The 20,920-nt window shown below is 56.3% G+C and carries 21 protein-coding genes; 19 read left to right on the top strand and 2 right to left on the bottom strand.

Annotated features, from left to right (window positions below; genetic code table 11):
• Window positions 1-12: 12 nt before the first annotated feature.
• Window positions 13-1,116 carry a DNA polymerase III subunit beta gene (gene dnaN, locus ACW9HW_RS02695; protein WP_095194525.1) on the bottom strand — a complete coding sequence of 368 codons (1,104 nt, stop codon included), beginning with the start codon at window positions 1,114-1,116 and terminating at the stop codon, window positions 13-15.
• Window positions 1,117-1,155: 39 nt separating this feature from the next.
• Window positions 1,156-2,685 carry a chromosomal replication initiator protein DnaA gene (dnaA, locus tag ACW9HW_RS02690; RefSeq protein WP_095194526.1) on the bottom strand — a complete coding sequence of 510 codons (1,530 nt, stop codon included), beginning with the start codon at window positions 2,683-2,685 and terminating at the stop codon, window positions 1,156-1,158.
• Window positions 2,686-3,253: 568 nt separating this feature from the next.
• Here dnaA and rpmH point away from each other — a divergent pair.
• From rpmH to glmU, 19 genes are all read left to right on the top strand, one after another.
• Complete coding sequence (gene rpmH / locus ACW9HW_RS02685) at window positions 3,254-3,388, top strand: 50S ribosomal protein L34 (protein WP_003213577.1); 135 nt, start codon at window positions 3,254-3,256, stop codon at window positions 3,386-3,388.
• Between the two features lie 16 nt (window positions 3,389-3,404).
• Complete coding sequence (gene rnpA, locus ACW9HW_RS02680) at window positions 3,405-3,806, top strand: ribonuclease P protein component (protein WP_197677877.1); 402 nt, start codon at window positions 3,405-3,407, stop codon at window positions 3,804-3,806.
• Window positions 3,799-4,044 (top strand): membrane protein insertion efficiency factor YidD, encoded by a 246-nt coding sequence (gene yidD / locus ACW9HW_RS02675; RefSeq protein WP_010207715.1) that lies wholly within the window; start codon window positions 3,799-3,801, stop codon window positions 4,042-4,044. Before rnpA ends, yidD begins: the two co-directional genes overlap by 8 nt.
• A gap of 2 nt (window positions 4,045-4,046) precedes the next feature.
• On the top strand, window positions 4,047-5,726 hold the full coding sequence (gene yidC, locus ACW9HW_RS02670) for a membrane protein insertase YidC (protein ID WP_095194527.1): 1,680 nt from the start codon (window positions 4,047-4,049) through the stop codon (window positions 5,724-5,726).
• A gap of 79 nt (window positions 5,727-5,805) precedes the next feature.
• A complete protein-coding gene (gene mnmE, locus ACW9HW_RS02665; protein WP_095194528.1) occupies window positions 5,806-7,176 on the top strand; it encodes a tRNA uridine-5-carboxymethylaminomethyl(34) synthesis GTPase MnmE in 1,371 nt (456 codons plus the stop codon).
• 554 nt (window positions 7,177-7,730) lie between these two features.
• Window positions 7,731-9,623, top strand: a complete 1,893-nt coding sequence (gene mnmG / locus ACW9HW_RS02660; protein ID WP_457398125.1) for a tRNA uridine-5-carboxymethylaminomethyl(34) synthesis enzyme MnmG — start codon at window positions 7,731-7,733, stop codon at window positions 9,621-9,623.
• Window positions 9,620-10,264, top strand: a complete 645-nt coding sequence (gene rsmG / locus ACW9HW_RS02655) for a 16S rRNA (guanine(527)-N(7))-methyltransferase RsmG (RefSeq protein WP_095194530.1) — start codon at window positions 9,620-9,622, stop codon at window positions 10,262-10,264. The genes mnmG and rsmG overlap by 4 nt, the downstream gene beginning before the upstream one ends.
• A gap of 18 nt (window positions 10,265-10,282) precedes the next feature.
• On the top strand, window positions 10,283-11,080 hold the full coding sequence (locus ACW9HW_RS02650) for a ParA family protein (RefSeq protein WP_095194531.1): 798 nt from the start codon (window positions 10,283-10,285) through the stop codon (window positions 11,078-11,080).
• Between the two features lie 9 nt (window positions 11,081-11,089).
• Window positions 11,090-11,962 (top strand): ParB/RepB/Spo0J family partition protein, encoded by an 873-nt coding sequence (locus ACW9HW_RS02645; protein ID WP_095194532.1) that lies wholly within the window; start codon window positions 11,090-11,092, stop codon window positions 11,960-11,962.
• 148 nt (window positions 11,963-12,110) lie between these two features.
• Window positions 12,111-12,518, top strand: a complete 408-nt coding sequence (locus ACW9HW_RS02640) for a F0F1 ATP synthase subunit I (RefSeq protein WP_095194533.1) — start codon at window positions 12,111-12,113, stop codon at window positions 12,516-12,518.
• A 16-nt stretch (window positions 12,519-12,534) separates the two neighbouring features.
• A complete protein-coding gene (atpB, locus tag ACW9HW_RS02635) occupies window positions 12,535-13,404 on the top strand; it encodes a F0F1 ATP synthase subunit A (protein WP_095194534.1) in 870 nt (289 codons plus the stop codon).
• A gap of 131 nt (window positions 13,405-13,535) precedes the next feature.
• Window positions 13,536-13,793: a F0F1 ATP synthase subunit C gene (gene atpE, locus ACW9HW_RS02630; RefSeq protein ID WP_003097235.1), complete on the top strand. Its 258-nt coding sequence runs from the start codon at window positions 13,536-13,538 to the stop codon at window positions 13,791-13,793.
• 58 nt (window positions 13,794-13,851) lie between these two features.
• Window positions 13,852-14,322 (top strand): F0F1 ATP synthase subunit B, encoded by a 471-nt coding sequence (locus tag ACW9HW_RS02625; RefSeq protein ID WP_095194535.1) that lies wholly within the window; start codon window positions 13,852-13,854, stop codon window positions 14,320-14,322.
• 12 nt (window positions 14,323-14,334) lie between these two features.
• Window positions 14,335-14,871: a F0F1 ATP synthase subunit delta gene (locus ACW9HW_RS02620; RefSeq protein WP_095194536.1), complete on the top strand. Its 537-nt coding sequence runs from the start codon at window positions 14,335-14,337 to the stop codon at window positions 14,869-14,871.
• Between the two features lie 21 nt (window positions 14,872-14,892).
• A complete protein-coding gene (atpA, locus tag ACW9HW_RS02615; protein WP_095194537.1) occupies window positions 14,893-16,437 on the top strand; it encodes a F0F1 ATP synthase subunit alpha in 1,545 nt (514 codons plus the stop codon).
• Window positions 16,438-16,487: 50 nt separating this feature from the next.
• A complete protein-coding gene (gene atpG, locus ACW9HW_RS02610; protein ID WP_095194538.1) occupies window positions 16,488-17,348 on the top strand; it encodes a F0F1 ATP synthase subunit gamma in 861 nt (286 codons plus the stop codon).
• A gap of 27 nt (window positions 17,349-17,375) precedes the next feature.
• On the top strand, window positions 17,376-18,752 hold the full coding sequence (gene atpD, locus ACW9HW_RS02605; protein WP_095194539.1) for a F0F1 ATP synthase subunit beta: 1,377 nt from the start codon (window positions 17,376-17,378) through the stop codon (window positions 18,750-18,752).
• Between the two features lie 45 nt (window positions 18,753-18,797).
• On the top strand, window positions 18,798-19,223 hold the full coding sequence (locus ACW9HW_RS02600) for a F0F1 ATP synthase subunit epsilon (RefSeq protein WP_010465460.1): 426 nt from the start codon (window positions 18,798-18,800) through the stop codon (window positions 19,221-19,223).
• A gap of 113 nt (window positions 19,224-19,336) precedes the next feature.
• Window positions 19,337-20,704, top strand: coding sequence for a bifunctional UDP-N-acetylglucosamine diphosphorylase/glucosamine-1-phosphate N-acetyltransferase GlmU (gene glmU, locus ACW9HW_RS02595; RefSeq protein ID WP_457398117.1), 1,368 nt, complete (start codon window positions 19,337-19,339; stop codon window positions 20,702-20,704).
• Window positions 20,705-20,920: the final 216 nt, after the last annotated feature.

Raw genomic sequence — 20,920 nt, 5'->3', positions numbered from 1 at the left:
TGCTGAGCATGATTACAGACGCATCGGCATGACAACGTAGGCCGAGTCGTCATTGTCGGACTCTTGCACCAGCGCGCTGCTGTTGGAGTCGGACAGGATCAGACGAACTTGCTCGGTGGTCATCACGCCCAATACGTCGAGCAGGTAGCTCACGTTGAAGCCGATTTCCAGGGAGCTGCCGTTGTACTCAACACCCACCTCTTCTTCCGCTTCCTCTTGCTCCGGGTTGTTCGCCTGGATCTTCAGCTGACCATTGGCCAGTTGCAGACGGATACCCCGGTATTTCTCGTTGGACAGAATCGCGGTTCGGCTGAAAGCTTCGCGCAACGCCTGACGATCCCCCAGTACCAGCTTGTCACCGCCCTTGGGCAACACACGCTCGTAATCCGGGAACTTACCGTCGACCAGTTTGGAGGTGAAAGTAAATTCACCGGTGGTAGCGCGAATGTGGTGCTGACCCAGAACGATGCTGACGTTGCCGTCCGGTTCAGTCAGCAGACGCGCCAGTTCCAGAATGCCTTTGCGTGGCACGATGACCTGATGGCGATCCGGCTGGCCGATATCAGCCTGCATCGAACACATGGCCAGGCGGTGGCCGTCAGTGGCCACGGCCCGAATCACACCGGCCGAGACTTCCAGCAGCATGCCGTTGAGGTAGTAGCGCACATCCTGCTGGGCCATGGCGAAGCTGGTTCGCTCGATCAAGCGACGCAGCTTGCTTTGTTCAAGGCTGCAGGTCAGCGAACCCGGGCCTTCTTCTACCGTCGGGAAGTCATTGGCCGGCAAAGTCGACAGGGTGAAACGGCTACGGCCGGCCTTCACCACAAGCTTTTGCTCGTCCACCTTGATGTCGATCAGCGCATCGTTAGGCAAGCTTTTGCAGATATCCATCAGCTTGCGCGCAGGTACGGTGATGGAACCTGGTTCTGCGGGCTCTTCGAGTTGAACACGACCGACCAGCTCGACTTCCAGGTCAGTACCGGTCAGCGACAGTTGCTGGCCTTCGACAACCAGCAGCACGTTTGAGAGCACCGGCAAGGTCTGTCGGCGCTCAACGACGCCTGCGACCAGTTGCAGGGGTTTCAACAGGGCTTCGCGTTGAATGGTGAAATGCATGGTCTAGTCCCTTGCCTTAATTAGCTGCGCTGGTGTTCATCAAGTGGTCAGTGTACGCAGCAGGTTCTTGTAGTCCTCGCGGATGTCCGCGTCGGATTCCTTAAGTTCGTTGATCTTGCGACAGGCGTGCAAAACCGTCGTGTGGTCACGTCCGCCAAACACATCGCCAATTTCCGGCAGGCTGTGGTTGGTCAGCTCCTTGGACAACGCCATGGCGACCTGACGTGGACGGGCGACCGAACGCGAACGGCGTTTGGACAGCAAGTCGGAGATCTTGATCTTGTAGTACTCGGCGACGGTACGCTGAATGTTATCCACAGAGACCAATTTGTCTTGCAGCGCCAACAGATCCTTCAAAGATTCGCGAATCAACTCGATGGTGATGTCGCGGCCCATGAAGTGAGAGTGAGCGATCACACGCTTGAGCGCGCCTTCGAGTTCACGGACGTTGGAGCGAATGCGCTGGGCAATGAAGAACGCGGCGTCGTGGGGCAGCTCGACTTTAGCCTGGTCTGCCTTTTTCATCAGGATCGCCACGCGGGTTTCCAGCTCAGGCGGCTCGACAGCTACTGTCAGGCCCCAGCCGAAGCGGGATTTCAGGCGTTCTTCAAGGCCTTCGATTTCTTTCGGGTAGCGGTCACTGGTGAGAATGACTTGCTGGCCACCTTCAAGCAGGGCGTTGAAGGTGTGGAAAAACTCTTCCTGAGAGCGCTCCTTGCGAGCAAAGAACTGAATGTCGTCGATAAGCAAAGCGTCTACCGAGCGGTAGAAACGTTTGAATTCGTTGATCGCGTTCAGCTGCAAAGCCTTGACCATGTCCGCCACGAAGCGCTCGGAATGCAGGTAAACAACCTTGGCATTCGGGTTCTTCTTTAATAGGTGGTTACCCACAGCATGCATCAAGTGGGTTTTACCCAAGCCCACGCCACCATAAAGGAAGAGCGGGTTATAGCCATGCTTGGGGTTATCCGCGACCTGCCAGGCCGCAGCCCGGGCCAGTTGGTTGGATTTACCCTCAACGAAGTTTTCAAAGGTAAAGGTGCGGTTCAGGTAGCTGGTGTGCTTGAGCGCGCCTTCCACCTGCACAGTGCGTTGTTCCGCCCGAACCGGAGCCTGCTGCGAGCTGGCCCCCGCCATCGGGTCGAAACTGTCACGCGACGGCTCTTCCTCAATGACCTCGGCAACTTTTTGCGTTGCGCGCTTGGTTTGAGTCGTTGTCGGTGCGGGTGCCGGCGCAGTGATCTGGGCCGAAGCTGTCTGTATCTGGGAAGCTGCTGCAGCGGCAGCCAGGGGGGCATTCGGAGCGGCACGCGGTGCCGAGCTGCGTTTGCTGCCTATTAATAAGGAAAGCGCTGGCGCCATCCCGTTGCCATGCTCATCCAGCAATTCCAGGACGCGACCCAGGTACTTTTCGTTGACCCAGTCCAGGACAAAACGATTGGGCGCGTAGACACGCAACTCGTCGCCTTCGGCTTCGACCTGTAGTGGACGGATCCAAGTGTTGAATTGTTGGGCAGGCAGCTCATCGCGCAAAAGCTCCACGCACTGCTGCCAAAGTTCCACTGACACGGATATCCCCTAAGTTGAAAGCCGGTGAGGCAAAAACAAGCGGCCATTGTAACGATCAGACGCCGACTTATCCACACGAAGGTGGGGCATCGACCAAGAAGAATCAGCGGTTTATACAAAAAAAAGACGACCAATGGTCTGTGCATAAGCTCTGTGGATAACCCCTCTTGAGGGCATTGCACAACTGGGGGCAAAACTCGGTGGATAACCTGCCTGTGGATAAACCGACTTTTCACACACAGGTTTTCCGACAGTGCAGCACAGGCTTAACACGGTTTTCCACCGTAGTTGTCATTCTCTGTACAGCTTGCAGTATAAGGTCTTAAGCCAGTTATCCACAGACGAGCGTGCCTCTAGCTTTTATAAGCTTTACAGAAAAGCTTTAAATACTTTCCTTCTTTATTTTTATGTCTAGCGAAGGGTCAGAGTCCAGGCAGACGCTCTGGAGATCTATTTATAAGGAAACGTTGGTTGGAAATTGACCTAGAGGCTTGCTTTCTCTAGAATCCCCGGTCTCTTAAAACGGGGGCCATTCCGGCCCGTTGTGGACGAACCAGGTAACACGACAATGAAACGTACTTTCCAACCAAGCACTATCAAACGCGCTCGTACCCACGGTTTCCGTGCTCGCATGGCTACCAAGAACGGTCGTGCCGTCCTGTCGCGTCGTCGCGCCAAAGGTCGTGCGCGTCTGGCAGTTTGATAATCCGGCACTGGAGGTGAGTCAGGACTTCAGTCGGGAAAAGCGTCTGCTTACACCCCGGCATTTCAAGGCAGTCTTTGACTCCCCTACCGGCAAGGTTCCGGGGAAAAATCTCCTGCTCCTTGCGCGCAACAACGATCTTGATCACCCCCGTCTCGGGCTGGTTATCGGGAAAAAGAGCGTAAAGCTCTCCGTCGAGCGCAATCGCCTCAAACGTCTGATGCGCGAATCGTTTCGCCTCAACCAGGATTTACTGGTCGGCTGGGACATTGTTATCGTCGCGCGCAAAGGTTTGGGTGACGTAGAAAACCCCGAATTGATTCAGCATTTCGGCAAACTCTGGAAGCGTCTGGCACGTAGCACGCCGGTACCAGCAGTCAAAACCGAAACTGTAGGGGTAGACAGTCCAGATGCGTAAACTGGCCCTCGTTCCGATCCAGTTTTACCGCTATGCCATTAGTCCCCTGATGGCCAGTCACTGTCGTTTCTACCCCAGTTGTTCCTGCTACGCGTTGGAAGCCATCGAAAATCATGGCCTTCTGCGCGGTGGCTGGCTGACCTTTCGTCGTTTAGGTCGCTGTCATCCGTGGAATCCCGGTGGTTATGACCCGGTTCCACCTATCCCTACCTCCCGTTCTTCTTCGATGGCCGAGTAATCATGGATATCAAACGCACGATCCTGATCGTCGCCCTGGCAATCGTGTCCTACGTTCTGGTTCTTAAATGGAACCAGGATTATGGCCAGGCTGCCCTGCCGACTCAGAATGTTGCTTCCAGTACGACCGCACCGGGTCTCCCGGATACGGCAACTGGCAATAAAGCGTCCGTCAGTGACGACATTCCACACGCCGCAAACGATACCAGTGCACCTGCCGAAACTCCGGTAGCTGCAAGCACCGATCTCATTCAGATCAAAACGGATGTGCTCGATCTGGCTGTCGATCCACAAGGTGGTGATGTTGCCCAGCTGAAACTGCCGCTGTATCCACGTCGTCAGGACCATCCGGAAATTCCATTCCAGCTGTTCGACAACGGTAACGAGCGCACTTATCTGGCACAAAGCGGCCTGATCGGCAGCAACGGCCCGGACGCAAGTCCTGCCGGTCGTCCTGTTTACTCCTCGGAGAAGAAGATTTATCAACTGGCTGACGGTCAGGACCAATTGGTCGTGGACCTGAAGTTCAGCAAGGACGGCGTCAATTACATCAAGCGTTTCACTCTGAAGCGCGGCCTGTATGACGTAACCGTTTCCTACCTGATCGACAACCAGAGCGCTCAGCCCTGGTCCGGGGCGATGTTCGCGCAATTGAAGCGTGACGCCAGCTCCGATCCGTCTTCCAGCACTGCCACCGGCACCGCGACTTACCTGGGCGCCGCCCTGTGGACAAGTAACGAGCCATACAAGAAAGTGTCGATGAGCGACATGGACAAGGCTCAGCTGAAAGAAACCGTCACCGGTGGTTGGGTTGCCTGGTTGCAACACTACTTCGTGACCGCGTGGATTCCGGCCAAGGGCGAAAACAACATCGTCCAGACCCGTAAAGACAGCAAAGGCAACTACATTATCGGTTACACCGGTCCATCTCTGACCGTTGCGCCGGGTGCGAAGGCTGAAACCAGCGCTACTTTGTACGCCGGTCCGAAAAGCCAGGCAGTGCTGAAAGAGTTGTCCCCAGGTCTTGAACTGACCGTCGACTACGGCATTCTGTGGTTCATCGCTCAACCTATCTTCTGGTTACTGCAACATATCCACGCCATTGTGGGTAACTGGGGCTGGTCGATCATTTTCCTGACCATGCTGATCAAAGGGATCTTCTTCCCGTTGTCAGCTGCCAGCTACAAATCCATGGCGCGCATGCGTGCAGTGGCACCGAAACTGGCTGCGTTGAAAGAGCAACATGGCGATGACCGGCAGAAAATGTCGCAAGCCATGATGGAGCTGTACAAGAAAGAGAAGATCAATCCGCTGGGTGGTTGCTTGCCAATCCTCGTGCAGATGCCGGTTTTCCTTTCGTTGTACTGGGTTCTGCTGGAAAGCGTTGAAATGCGCCAAGCGCCGTTCATGCTGTGGATCACTGACCTGTCGATCAAGGATCCGTTCTTCATTCTGCCGATCATCATGGGCGCAACCATGTTCATCCAGCAGCAGCTGAACCCGACTCCACCGGATCCGATGCAGGCCAAGGTGATGAAGATGATGCCAATCATCTTCACCTTCTTCTTCCTGTGGTTCCCGGCCGGTCTGGTGCTGTACTGGGTAGTGAACAACTGCTTGTCGATCGCCCAACAGTGGTACATCACTCGTAAGATTGAAGCAGCTGCCAAAGCGACTGCCTGATTTACACTGTGGATAACCACTCAGAACGCCCCCTAGTGGGGCGTTTTGCTATCTGTCACTTTTGTCTGGATACCGGTTTATGAGCGCTCCTCGTGAAACCATTGCCGCGGTCGCCACTGCTCAAGGTCGGGGCGGCGTGGGCATTGTCCGTATTTCCGGGCCGTTGGCCAGCGTTGCGGCCACGGCCTTCAGCGGTCGCGAACTCAAACCGCGATACGCCCATTATGGTCCGTTCCTCGGTGAAAACGACGAGGTGCTGGATCAGGGGATAGCACTGTACTTTCCTGGACCGAACTCGTTCACCGGCGAAGACGTGCTGGAGTTGCAGGGCCATGGCGGCCCTATCGTTCTGGATATGCTGCTCAAACGCTGCCTTGAACTGGGTTGCCGTCTCGCCCGGCCGGGGGAATTCAGCGAACGCGCCTTCCTCAATGACAAACTCGACCTGGCCCAAGCCGAAGCAATCGCAGACTTGATCGAGGCGAGTTCTGCACAGGCGGCACGCAACGCCCTGCGCTCGTTGCAAGGTGCATTTTCCCAGCGTGTGCATAACCTCACCGAACAACTTATCGGCCTGCGCATCTACGTCGAAGCGGCGATCGATTTTCCGGAAGAAGAGATCGACTTCCTTGCCGATGGCCATGTGCTGAGCATGCTCGATAAAGTACGAGACGAGTTATCCACCGTCTTGCGCGAGGCCGGGCAGGGTGCCCTGCTGCGCGACGGTATGACCGTGGTGATTGCCGGTCGGCCGAATGCCGGTAAATCCAGCCTGCTCAACGCATTGGCCGGTCGCGAAGCGGCCATTGTGACCGAAATTGCCGGCACGACCCGCGACGTCCTGCGCGAACATATCCACATCGACGGCATGCCGCTGCACGTGGTCGATACCGCAGGCCTTCGCGATACCGACGATCATGTGGAAAAAATCGGCGTCGAGCGCGCATTGAAAGCTATTGGCGAGGCAGATCGCGTGCTGTTGGTCGTTGATGCCACGGCTCCCGAAGCGGCTGATCCCTTCGCCTTGTGGCCTGAATTCCTCGAAACCCGTCCAGATCCGTCAAAAGTCACGTTGATCCGTAACAAGGCTGACTTGACCGGGGAAGCGATGGCCCTGGATGTCAGCGACGATGGCCATGTCACCATCAGTCTAAGTGCCAAGTCTGCAGGCGTCGGCCTGGAACTGCTGCGTGAACACCTCAAGGCCTGTATGGGATATGAGCAAACCTCGGAGAGCAGCTTCAGCGCTCGCCGGCGTCACCTTGAGGCCTTGCGCCATGCCAGTGACTCCCTGGAACACGGACGCTCGCAATTGACACTGGCCGGTGCCGGCGAACTGCTGGCGGAGGATTTGCGACAAGCTCAGCAATCTCTTGGGGAAATCACTGGAGCCTTCAGCTCTGATGATCTGCTAGGGCGAATTTTCTCCAGCTTCTGCATCGGTAAATAGTCCTTCCGTTCTCCACAGGCAGGCCATTCGTGCCTGCCTGTTCTCTTCTTTTTTCTGAAACGCAACCTCCAGTGCTGAGCGGATTCTTTCTGCTTGAGCGGATCAGTCGTACCCAAATTTCCGCCATCCAACGCTTTTTCTGTGGATTAAGCTCTGTGAATAACTGCCACTGAGGGCAGTTGATAACAGGGCCTCAAAACTGAAGATAACCACCTCTGTGGATAACCACCCCATTCATCCACAGGCTTAAAGCGGTTATCCAAGGGCCTCCTTGGCACATGACCACAGGGTTTTGAATCTCTGTACACATTGAAAATAAAGGGCTACGTAAATCTATCCACAGAAAGGTCAGTCAGTAGAAATAAACATAAAAACAAAGATTTAATAAATTTCTCTCTTTTTAATTTCTATAACCGCGACTTCTCCACAGCTGGTTAAATTTTGTGCAAAGGGTTCTTTAGGAAGGGCGAAGTCCCTATACTTGTCGACCAGGTCCAAAAACCTGAGCTCAAACTATTCCTGAATTACCTACTTAAGCAGGCACGAGGTGCGTGGTGGATTTCCCTTCCCGTTTTGAAGTGATCGTCATCGGCGGCGGTCATGCCGGTACCGAGGCAGCACTGGCCTCAGCACGCATGGGGGTGAAAACCCTGTTGCTGACGCACAACGTGGAAACCCTCGGTGCCATGAGCTGCAACCCAGCCATTGGCGGCATTGGCAAAAGTCATCTGGTCAAGGAAATCGACGCCCTTGGCGGCGCGATGGCCATGGCTACCGATAAAGGTGGTATTCAATTTCGCGTATTGAACAGCCGCAAAGGCCCGGCCGTGCGCGCCACTCGCGCTCAAGCCGACCGGGTTCTTTACAAGGCCGCTGTCCGTGAAATCCTGGAAAACCAACCGAACCTGTGGATATTTCAACAAGCCGCCGATGATCTGATCGTCGAGCAAGACCAGGTACGTGGTGTAGTCACTCAAATGGGTCTGCGTTTTCTCGCCGATTCGGTTGTTTTGACCACAGGCACCTTCCTGGGTGGACTTATCCACATCGGCATGCAGAATTTTTCCGGTGGACGTGCCGGAGATCCACCGTCGATCGCCCTCGCTCACCGCTTGCGTGAATTGCCTTTACGGGTTGGTCGCCTGAAAACCGGTACACCGCCGCGTATTGACGCCCGATCTGTGGATTTCTCGGTCATGACCGAGCAAGCGGGTGACACGCCGATTCCGGTGATGTCGTTCATGGGTTCCAAAGAGCAGCATCCACGGCAGATCAGTTGCTGGATTACCCATACCAACGCGCGTACCCACGAAATCATTGCTGCCAACCTGGATCGATCGCCGATGTATTCCGGTGTGATCGAAGGCATTGGCCCGCGTTACTGCCCGTCGATCGAAGACAAGATCCATCGTTTTGCCGACAAGGAAAGCCATCAGGTCTTCATCGAGCCGGAAGGCCTGACCACAAACGAGCTGTATCCGAACGGGATATCCACATCCCTGCCGTTCGATGTGCAATTGCAGATCGTGCAATCGATCCGCGGCATGGAAAACGCGCACATCGTGCGTCCGGGTTACGCCATCGAATATGACTACTTCGATCCGCGTGACCTGAAGTACAGCCTGGAAACCAAAGTCATCGGCGGCCTGTTCTTTGCCGGACAGATCAACGGCACCACCGGTTACGAAGAAGCCGGCGCCCAGGGTTTGTTGGCGGGAACCAACGCCGCGCTGCGTGCACAAGGCAAAGACGCCTGGTGCCCACGTCGCGATGAGGCGTACATCGGGGTGCTGGTTGACGACCTGATTACGCTCGGCACCCAAGAGCCGTACCGTATGTTCACTTCCCGCGCCGAGTACCGCCTGATTCTGCGTGAAGACAACGCCGACCTGCGCTTGACCGAAAAAGGTCGCGAACTGGGTCTGGTCGATGACGAGCGTTGGGCTGCGTTCAGCAAAAAGCGCGAAAGCATCGCGCAGGAAGAACAGCGACTGAAAAGCACCTGGGTTCGCCCCGGTACTGCACAAGGCGATGCGATTGCCGAAAAATTCGGCACGCCGCTGACCCACGAATACAACTTGCTCAACCTCTTGAGCCGTCCGGAAATCGACTACGCTGGTCTGATCGCCGTAACCGGTGAAGGTGCAGAAGATCCACAGGTCGCCGAGCAGGTCGAAATCAAGACCAAATATGCCGGTTACATCGATCGTCAACAGGATGAAATCGCCCGTCTACGCGCCAGCGAAGACACGAAACTGCCTGTGGATATCGATTACACGAATATTTCCGGTCTCTCCAAAGAGATCCAGAGCAAGCTCGGTGCGACCCGTCCGGAAACCTTGGGCCAGGCGTCGCGTATTCCGGGCGTTACCCCAGCGGCGATTTCGCTGTTGATGATTCATTTGAAAAAACGCGGCGCGGGCCGTCAGTTGGAGCAAAGCGCTTGAGTTCGTTGGTCACCTCGCAACATGCCGAAGAGTTATCCACAGGCGCTCGCCAGCTCGGTGTCACGCTGACAGAAACCCAGCACGCGCAATTGCTGGGTTACCTGGCCCTGTTGATCAAATGGAACAAGGCTTACAACCTGACCGCGGTGCGCGATCCGGACGAAATGGTGTCCCGTCATTTGCTCGATAGCTTGAGTGTGATGTCGTTCATCGAAAACGGCCGCTGGCTGGACGTTGGCAGTGGCGGCGGTATGCCGGGTATTCCGCTGGCGATCCTGTTTCCGCAGTCTCAAGTCACCTGTCTGGACAGCAACGGCAAGAAAACCCGCTTTCTGACCCAGGTCAAACTCGAACTCAAACTGGATAACCTGCAAGTTATCCACAGTCGCGTCGAAGCTTTCCAGCCAGCTCAGCCGTTCAACGGGATCATTTCCCGGGCGTTCAGCAGCATGGAGAACTTCACCAACTGGACGCGTCACCTCGGTGATACCGATACACGTTGGCTGGCAATGAAGGGCGTTCATCCCGCCGATGAGCTGGTAGCATTGCCGACAGACTTCCACCTCGATAGCGAACACGCCCTGGCCGTACCCGGTTGCCAAGGCCAACGCCATCTGCTGATACTGCGCCGCACGGCATGATTGGGAACACAAGCAAGAATGGCTAAGGTATTCGCGATAGCGAACCAAAAGGGTGGTGTGGGCAAGACCACCACCTGCATCAACCTCGCAGCATCCCTCGTCGCAACCAAGCGCCGGGTGTTGTTGATCGATCTCGATCCACAGGGCAACGCCACCATGGGTAGCGGTGTGGATAAACACGGCCTGGAAAACTCGGTCTATGACCTGCTGATCGGCGAGTGCGATCTGGCCCAGGCCATGCATTACTCGGAGCACGGTGGTTACCAGCTGTTGCCGGCCAACCGCGACCTGACGGCCGCCGAAGTGGTTTTGCTGGAAATGCAGATGAAGGAAAGCCGCCTGCGCAGTGCGCTGGCGCCGATCCGTGAAAACTACGATTACATCCTGATCGACTGCCCGCCGTCGCTTTCGATGCTCACCTTGAACGCATTGGTTGCCGCTGACGGGGTGATTATCCCCATGCAGTGCGAGTACTTCGCACTCGAAGGCTTGAGCGACCTTGTGGATAACATCAAGCGCATCGCTGAGTTGCTGAACCCGAACCTCAAGGTCGAAGGCCTGTTGCGTACGATGTACGACCCGCGCCTGAGCCTGATGAACGATGTGTCGGCGCAGCTCAAGGAACACTTCGGTGATCAGCTCTACGACACGGTCATTCCGCGCAACATTCGACTGGCCGAAGCTCCAAGCTACGGTATGCCGGCGTTGGCGTACGACAAAGCATCGCGCGGCGCTGTAGCCTATCTGGCTCTGGCCGGCGAAATGGTTCGTCGTCAGCGTAAAAACTCACGCATCGCCGCTGCTCAGGCAACTTAAGGAATCCCCATGGCCGTCAAGAAACGAGGTCTCGGACGTGGACTGGATGCACTGCTGAGTGGTCCGACTGTCAGCTCGCTGGAAGAACAAGCGGCGCAAGCCGATCAGCGTGAGCTGCAACATCTGCCACTGGACCTGCTCCAGCGCGGCAAATACCAGCCGCGTCGGGACATGGATCCTCAGGCGCTGGAAGAGCTGGCGCAGTCGATCAAGGCCCAGGGCGTCATGCAGCCCATCGTGGTTCGTCCGATTGGCAGCGGCCGTTTTGAAATCATTGCTGGTGAACGCCGCTGGCGTGCCAGCCAGCAAGCCGGGCAGGAAACCATCCCTGCGATGGTTCGCGACGTGCCCGATGAAACCGCGATCGCCATCGCGCTGATCGAGAACATCCAGCGCGAAGACCTGAATCCGATTGAAGAAGCGATGGCCTTGCAGCGTCTGCAGCAGGAGTTCCAGTTGACCCAGCAACAGGTGGCCGAAGCCGTCGGTAAGTCCCGGGTGACCGTGGCCAACCTGCTGCGCCTGATCTCGTTGCCGGAAGTCATCAAGACGATGTTGTCCCATGGCGATCTGGAAATGGGCCATGCCCGTGCTTTGCTCGGTTTGCCGGACAATCAACAGGTCGAAGGGGCGCGACATGTTGTCGCACGCGGACTCACCGTGCGCCAAACCGAGGCACTGGTTCGTCAGTGGTTGAGTGGCAAACCCGAGCCAGTCGAACCCGTAAAACCAGACCCGGATATCGCCCGATTGGAGCAGCGTCTGGCCGAGCGCCTAGGCTCTGCGGTGCAGATTCGGCACGGGAAGAAGGGAAAAGGACAGTTGGTGATTGGCTACAACTCCCTGGATGAGCTTCAAGGCGTGCTCGCACATATTCGCTGAAACATTTCCTCATGTAGCGCGCAGTCGGAAATCACTACCTGACAGTTGAATAGGGGCAGAACCGCCCCTATACTCTGCGCGCATTTTGTCGGCACAAATTATGCCAAGTTATTGAATTTCGGCAGCCGACCATTGGAGAGCAATAGTGATGGAAACCCGCACGCCAAACCGCTTGCCGTTCCATCGCCTCGCGGTTTTTCCGGTGTTAATGGCTCAATTTGTCATTTTGCTCATTGCCGCTCTGGCGCTCTGGCAATGGTATGGAGTCGTTGCCGGGTACTCGGGACTTTGCGGAGGCCTGATAGCCTTGCTTCCCAATGTTTATTTCGCTCACAGGGCATTTCGGTTTTCCGGCGCCCGAGCAGCTCAAGCCATCGTCCGGTCTTTTTATGCCGGCGAGGCGGGCAAACTGATTTTGACGGCAGTGCTGTTTGCACTGGTGTTTGCAGGTGTGAAGCCATTGGCGCCGATAGCAGTCTTCGGTGCCTTCGTGCTGACTCAGTCGGTCAGCTGGTTCGCTCCCCTGCTGATGAGAACAAGACTTTCGAGACCTTAGGGCGTTTGAGGCAACCATGGCAGAAACAACCGCTTCGGGCTATATCCAGCACCACTTGCAGAACCTGACTTTCGGTCAGCACCCTACCGGCGGCTGGGGCTTTGCCCACACCGCAGCAGAAGCCAAGGAAATGGGCTTCTGGGCTTTCCACGTCGATACCCTCGGCTGGTCGGTCGCATTGGGTCTGATTTTCGTTCTTCTTTTCCGCATGGCGGCAAAGAAGGCGACATCCGGTCAGCCAGGTGCTTTGCAGAACTTCGTTGAAGTATTGGTCGAATTCGTCGATGGCAGCGTGAAAGACAGCTTCCATGGCCGTAGCCCGGTGATCGCACCGCTGGCACTGACCATCTTCGTCTGGGTGTTCCTGATGAACGCCGTCGACCTGGTACCGGTCGACTGGATTCCTCAGCTGGCCATCATGATCTCCGGCGATGCACATATCCCGTTCCGTGCCGTGTCGACCACCGACCCGAACGCGACCCTGGGCATGGCGTTCTCGGTTTTCGCACTGATCATTTTCTATAGCATCAAGGTCAAGGGCCTCGGCGGTTTCATCGGCGAGCTGACCCTGCACCCGTTCGGCAGCAAGAACATCTTCGTTCAGGCCCTGCTGATCCCGGTGAACTTCCTGCTGGAATTCGTGACCCTGATCGCCAAGCCGATTTCCCTGGCTCTGCGTCTGTTCGGCAACATGTATGCCGGCGAGCTGGTGTTCATCCTGATCGCTGTGATGTTCGGCAGCGGCCTGCTCTGGCTCAGCGGCCTGGGCGTTGTTCTGCAGTGGGCGTGGGCAGTGTTCCACATCCTGATCATCACCCTGCAGGCGTTCATCTTCATGATGCTGACCATCGTCTACCTGTCGATGGCGCACGAAGAAAACCATTAAGACCAGTCTCGACTAGTCTGATGTCCCTCCCGGTCAAACGGGAGGGGAGTCCTTGGGGGCTCTGAAACGATTTGTTTTACCGCTTTAATCTAAAAAACCTAAACCATACGACGTAAAAGTCGGGAGGAAAGATGGAAACTGTAGTTGGTCTAACCGCTATCGCTGTTGCACTGTTGATCGGCCTGGGCGCACTGGGTACCGCAATTGGTTTCGGCCTGCTGGGCGGCAAGTTCCTGGAAGGCGCAGCGCGTCAGCCAGAAATGGTTCCAATGCTGCAAGTTAAAATGTTCATCGTTGCCGGTCTGCTCGACGCCGTAACCATGATCGGTGTTGGTATCGCTCTGTTCTTCACCTTTGCGAACCCGTTCGTTGGTCAGATCGCTGGCTAATTACTCGGATCTTCCGAGTGATTTGATGTGATGGACAACGTAACTGCGAGGTGTTGGCGTGAACATTAATGCGACCCTGATTGGCCAGTCCGTTGCGTTCCTCATTTTTGTACTGTTCTGCATGAAGTTCGTATGGCCTCCGGTCATCGCGGCACTGCACGAACGTCAAAAGAAGATCGCGGATGGACTGGACGCTGCCAGCCGAGCAGCTCGCGACCTGGAGTTGGCCCAAGAGAAAGCGGGTCACCAACTGCGCGAAGCGAAAGCTCAGGCAGCTGAAATCATCGAGCAAGCCAAGAAGCGCGGTACCCAGATTGTCGACGAAGCCCGTGAACAGGCTCGCGTCGAAGCTGACCGTGTGAAGGCTCAGGCTCAGGCCGAGATCGAACAGGAACTGAACAGCGTCAAAGACGCGCTGCGCGCCCAAGTGGGTAGCCTGGCCGTTGACGGTGCTTCGAAGATCCTGGGCAAGTCAATCGATCAAAACGCGCACGCAGAGCTGGTTAACCAACTGGCTGCTGAAATCTAAGCGAGGGCGATCATGGCAGAACTGACCACGTTGGCCCGACCTTACGCTAAGGCGGCCTTCGAGCACGCTCAGGCCCACCAGCAACTGGCCAATTGGTCAGCCATGCTCGGCCTGGCTGCAGCGGTGTCGGAAGACGACACCATGCAGCGCGTGCTCAAGGCCCCGCGACTGACGAGCGCAGAAAAGGCCGCCACGTTCATTGACGTGTGCGGCGACAAGTTTGATGCCAAGGCACAGAACTTCATTAACGTCGTTGCCGAAAACGAACGTCTCCTGCTGTTGCCGGAGATCGCCGCTCTGTTTGACCTGTACAAGGCTGAGCAAGAGAAGTCGGTAGACGTTGAAGTCACCAGTGCATTCGCATTGAACCAAGAACAGCAAGACAAACTCGCCAAGGTTCTCAGTGCACGACTCAACCGGGAAGTGCGCCTGCAAGTCGAGGAAGATTCATCCCTTATTGGGGGTGTCGTCATCCGCGCCGGCGACCTGGTTATCGATGGCTCGATTCGCGGCAAAATCGCGAAACTTGCCGAAGCATTGAAATCTTGAGTTTGAAGGGGCAGCAGAGCAATGCAGCAACTCAATCCTTCCGAAATAAGTGAAATTATCAAGGGCCGCATCGACAAGCTCGATGTGACCTCCCAAGCCCGTAACGAAGGCACTGTCGTCAGCGTATCTGACGGCATCGTGCGGATTCACGGTCTGGCCGACGTCATGTACGGCGAGATGATCGAGTTTCCGGGCGGTGTCTACGGTATGGCCCTCAACCTGGAGCAAGACTCCGTAGGTGCCGTTGTATTGGGTGCATACCAGTCTCTGGCTGAAGGCATGAGCGCCAAGTGCACTGGCCGCATCCTGGAAGTTCCGGTTGGTAAGGAACTGCTGGGTCGCGTAGTCGACGCACTGGGTAACCCTGTTGATGGCAAAGGTCCGCTGAACAACACCGAGACCGATGCGGTCGAGAAAGTTGCTCCAGGCGTGATCTGGCGTAAGTCGGTAGACCAGCCTGTACAGACTGGCTACAAGGCTGTCGATGCCATGATCCCTGTCGGCCGTGGCCAGCGTGAGCTGATCATCGGTGACCGTCAGATCGGTAAAACCGCTCTGGCGATCGACGCGATCATCAACCAGAAGAACAGCGGCATTTTCTGCGTCTACGTAGCGATCGGTCAGAAACAATCGACCATCGCCAACGTGGTTCGCAAGCTGGAAGAAAACGGCGCCCTGGCCAACACGATCATCGTGGCTGCCAGTGCTTCGGAATCTCCTGCGCTGCAATTCCTGGCACCGTACTCCGGTTGCACCATGGGCGAATACTTCCGCGACCGCGGTGAAGACGCGCTGATCGTTTATGACGATCTGTCCAAGCAAGCAGTGGCTTACCGCCAGATTTCCCTGCTGCTGCGCCGTCCACCAGGCCGTGAAGCTTACCCAGGCGACGTGTTCTATCTCCACTCCCGTCTGCTGGAGCGCGCATCCCGCGTTTCGGAAGAGTACGTAGAGAAGTTCACCAACGGCGCAGTGACCGGCAAAACCGGTTCCCTGACCGCACTGCCGATCATCGAAACCCAGGCTGGCGACGTTTCCGCGTTCGTTCCGACCAACGTGATTTCCATCACCGACGGTCAGATCTTCCTGGAATCGGCCATGTTCAACTCGGGCATTCGTCCTGCAGTGAACGCCGGTGTTTCGGTATCCCGTGTGGGTGGTGCCGCTCAGACCAAGATCATCAAGAAGCTCTCCGGTGGTATTCGTACCGCTCTGGCTCAGTACCGTGAACTGGCGGCATTCGCCCAGTTCGCTTCTGACCTGGACGAAGCGACCCGTAAGCAACTTGAGCATGGTCAGCGCGTTACCGAGCTGATGAAGCAGAAGCAATACGCGCCAATGTCGATCGCCGACATGTCGCTGTCGCTGTATGCCGCTGAGCGTGGGTTCCTGACTGACGTTGAAATCGCCAAAGTCGGCAGCTTCGAGCAAGCGCTGATTGCTTACTTCAACCGCGATCACGCCGAATTGATGGCGAAGATCAACGTGAAGGGTGACTTCAATGACGAAATCGATGGCGGTATGAAAGCCGGTATCGAGAAGTTCAAGGCCACCCAAACCTGGTAAGCCGCAGCGGGGGCCGGAAGGCTCCCGCTTGCTAACCTGATAGGTGTTACATGGCAGGCGCAAAAGAGATTCGCAGTAAGATTGCGAGCATCAAAAGCACGCAAAAAATTACCAGCGCCATGGAAAAAGTGGCGGTCAGCAAAATGCGCAAGGCACAAATGCGCATGGCTGCTAGCCGTCCTTATGCGGAGCGTATCCGCCAGGTAATTGGGCATCTGGCCAACGCCAACCCGGAATACCGCCATCCGTTCATGATCGACCGCGAAGTCAAGCGCGTCGGTTATGTCGTGGTGAGCAGTGACCGTGGTCTGTGCGGCGGCTTGAACACCAACCTGTTCAAGGCCCTGGTCAAGGACATGGCGGTAAACCGCGAAAACGGCGTCGAGATTGATCTGTGTGTGATTGGTAGCAAGGGTGCGGCTTTCTTCCGCAACTTCGGCGGTAACGTCGTTGCAGCTATCAGCCACCTGGGTGAAGAGCCGTCGATCAATGATCTGATCGGCAGCGTCAAGGTGATGCTGGACGCTTATCTGGACGGTCGTATTGACCGCTTGTCCGTGGTGTCCAACAAGTTCGTCAACACCATGACGCAGCAGCCTACCGTGGAGCAATTGGTTCCGCTGGTGGCAACCCCGGATCAAGAACTCAAGCACCACTGGGACTATCTCTACGAACCGGACGCCAAAGAGCTGCTTGACGGCCTGATGGTGCGTTACGTGGAGTCGCAGGTGTACCAGGCGGTGATCGAGAACAATGCGGCTGAACAAGCTGCGCGGATGATCGCGATGAAGAACGCTACCGACAACGCCGGTGATTTGATCAGCGATTTGCAGCTGGTCTACAACAAGGCGCGTCAGGCTGCGATCACCCAAGAGATCTCGGAAATCGTCGGCGGCGCTGCCGCGGTTTAACGGTTCAAATATTCAGAGGATCCAGCTATGAGTAGCGGACGTATCGTTCAAATCATCGGCGCCGTTATCGACGTGGAATTTCCACGCGACAGCGTACCGAGCATCTACAACGCGCTGAAAGTACAAGGCGCGGAAACTACCCTGGAAGTTCAGCAGCAGCTGGGCGACGGCGTAGTTCGCACCATTGCGATGGGTTCCACCGAAGGCTTGAAGCGCGGTCTGGACGTTATCGACTCCGGCGCTGCCATCTCCGTACCAGTCGGTAAAGCGACCCTGGGCCGGATCATGGACGTACTGGGCAACCCGATTGACGAAGCTGGCCCGATCGACACCGAAGAGCGCTGGGGCATTCACCGTCCTGCGCCATCCTTCGCTGAACAAGCGGGCGGCAACGACCTGCTGGAAACCGGTATCAAGGTTATCGACCTGGTTTGCCCGTTCGCCAAGGGCGGTAAAGTCGGTCTGTTCGGTGGTGCCGGTGTAGGCAAGACCGTAAACATGATGGAACTGATCCGTAACATCGCCATCGAGCACAGCGGTTATTCCGTGTTCGCCGGTGTGGGTGAGCGTACTCGTGAGGGTAACGACTTCTACCACGAGATGAAGGACTCCAACGTTCTGGACAAAGTGGCACTGGTTTACGGTCAGATGAACGAGCCGCCGGGAAACCGTCTGCGCGTAGCCCTGACCGGCCTGACCATGGCCGAGAAGTTCCGTGACGAAGGTAACGACGTTCTGCTGTTCGTCGACAACATCTATCGTTACACCCTGGCCGGTACCGAAGTATCCGCACTGCTGGGCCGTATGCCTTCGGCAGTAGGTTACCAACCGACCCTGGCTGAAGAGATGGGCGTGCTGCAAGAGCGCATCACTTCGACCAAGCAAGGTTCGATTACTTCGATCCAGGCCGTATACGTACCAGCGGACGACTTGACTGACCCGTCGCCAGCGACCACGTTTGCCCACTTGGACGCCACCGTCGTTCTGTCCCGTGACATCGCTTCCCTGGGTATCTACCCAGCGGTAGACCCACTGGACTCGACTTCGCGTCAGCTGGACCCTAACGTGATCGGCAACGACCACTACGAGACTGCTCGTGGTGTTCAGTACGTGCTGCAACGTTACAAAGAACTGAAGGACATCATTGCGATCCTGGGTATGGACGAGCTGTCGGAAGCCGACAAGCAGTTGGTAAACCGTGCTCGTAAAATCCAGCGTTTCTTGTCGCAGCCGTTCTTCGTGGCTGAAGTCTTCACCGGTGCTTCGGGTAAATACGTTTCCCTGAAAGACACCATTGCTGGCTTCAAAGGCATCCTCAACGGTGACTACGACCACCTGCCAGAACAAGCGTTCTACATGGTTGGCGGCATCGAAGAAGCGATCGAGAAAGCCAAGAAACTGTAATCCCGGCGCCCGGCAACGGGCGCTAATTTAGGTTGAGGCAATCAGATGGCTATGACAGTCCATTGCGATATCGTCAGCGCGGAAGGAGAAATCTTTTCCGGTCTGGTCGAGATGGTGGTTGCGCACGGTGCACTGGGTGATCTTGGTATCGCCCTGGGTCACGCGCCGCTGATCACCAATCTCAAGCCGGGTCCGATCCGCCTGATCAAGCAGGGCGGGGAAGAGGAGGTGTATTACATCTCCGGTGGTTTCCTCGAGGTTCAGCCGAACATGGTCAAGGTTCTGGCCGACACCGTGCAACGTGCTGCCGACCTGGACGAAGCCTCCGCTCAGGAAGCCGTTAAGGCTGCCGAGAAGGCCTTGCATGAGCGGGGCGCGGAATTCGATTACGGTTCTGCTGCCGCACGTCTGGCCGAGGCTGCAGCTCAGCTGCGCACCGTCCAGCAGATCCGCAAGAAGTTCGGCCATTAAGGCCAGCTTGTTGTGCGATTGATTAAAAAGGGTAGCCTCGGCTACCCTTTTTTCTTTTCCGACTTTCATCACTATGGTCGCAGCCGCTGACCACCCAGGATTGGTAGCCAGTCATGTCTCTTGAAATCGTTATTCTCGCTGCTGGTCAAGGTACGCGCATGCGTTCGGCCTTGCCGAAAGTCTTGCACCCGATTGCCGGCAATTCGATGCTCGGCCATGTTATCCACAGCGCCCGGCAACTCGATCCACAGCGCATCCATGTGGTAATCGGTCATGGTGCCGAGGCAGTACGTGAACGCCTGGCCGCCGACGATCTGAATTTCGTCCTTCAGGACAAACAGCTGGGCACCGGTCATGCCGTGGCCCAAGCGATTCCATTCATCGAAGCCGATACCGTGCTGGTTCTTTACGGTGATGTGCCGTTGATTGAAGTCGAAACTCTGCAACGCTTGCTCAAACTGGTAGTGCCAGGGCAAATGGGCTTGCTAACCGTCGAGCTGGACGATCCAACCGGTTACGGCCGAATCGTTCGTGATGCTGACGGTAAGGTCTCTGCCATCGTTGAGCACAAGGACGCCAACGAATCTCAGCGCGCTATCAAAGAAGGCAACACCGGTATCCTCGCGATGCCTTCGGACCGCCTGGCTGATTGGACCGGTCGTCTGTCGAACAACAACGTTCAGGGTGAGTACTACCTGACGGACGTGATCGAAATGGCAGTGAACGACGGTCTGGTCGTCGCCACCGAACAACCCCACGACGCCATGGAAGTGCAGGGCGCCAACGACCGCAAGCAGCTTTCCGAGCTTGAGCGTCACTATCAGTTGCGCGCCGGTCGCCGCTTGATGGCCCAGGGCGTAACCCTGCGCGACCCCGCACGTTTTGACGTACGCGGTGAAGTAACCGTTGGCCGTGACGTGCTGATCGATATCAACGTGATTCTCGAAGGCAAGGTTGTCATCGAAGATGACGTGGTGATCGGCCCGAACTGTGTGATCAAGGACAGCACCCTGCGAAAAGGCGTGGTGATCAAGGCGAACAGCCATATCGAAGGCGCGATTCTCGGTGAAGGCAGCGATGCCGGGCCGTTTGCGCGTTTGCGTCCAGGTACGGTGCTGGACGCGCGGGCGCATGTGGGTAACTTTGTCGAACTGAAAAACGCGCATTTGGGTGAAGGCGCCAAGGCCGGCCATCTGACGTATCTGGGCGATGCCGAAATCGGTGCACGCACCAACATCGGCGCCGGCACCATCACGTGCAACTACGATGGCGCCAACAAGTGGAAAACGGTGTTGGGCGAAGATGTTTTCATTGGTTCCAACAACTCGTTGGTAGCGCCTGTGGATATCCTCGACGGTGCGACGACCGCAGCGGGTTCGACCATTACCTCCACTGTGGATAAATCCCAGTTGGCGGTGGGGCGCGCACGCCAGAAGAACATCGATGGCTGGAAGCGGCCGGAGAAGGTCAAAAAAAGCTGAGTTATCCACATATCGATGATGAGCTGAAGTTACGCACAGGCAGAACCATCGTATTCGCGGGCAAGCCCGCTCCCACAGGGTTATCAACATACCTTGGGGGAGTGGCCTTGCCCGCGAAGCGTTTATCCACAGAACTTTTTATCGCCTCGCGCTTGACGAAGTTTCACTGATAGGTTTTGATTGCTTACGTTATCTTTCGAATCGAAACTTAATCAA

Source organism: Pseudomonas sp. SDO5532_S415 (assembly GCF_054071155.1).
The sequence above is the reverse complement of the archived record's forward strand: the minus strand, read 5'-3'. Positions and strand labels throughout refer to the sequence as shown.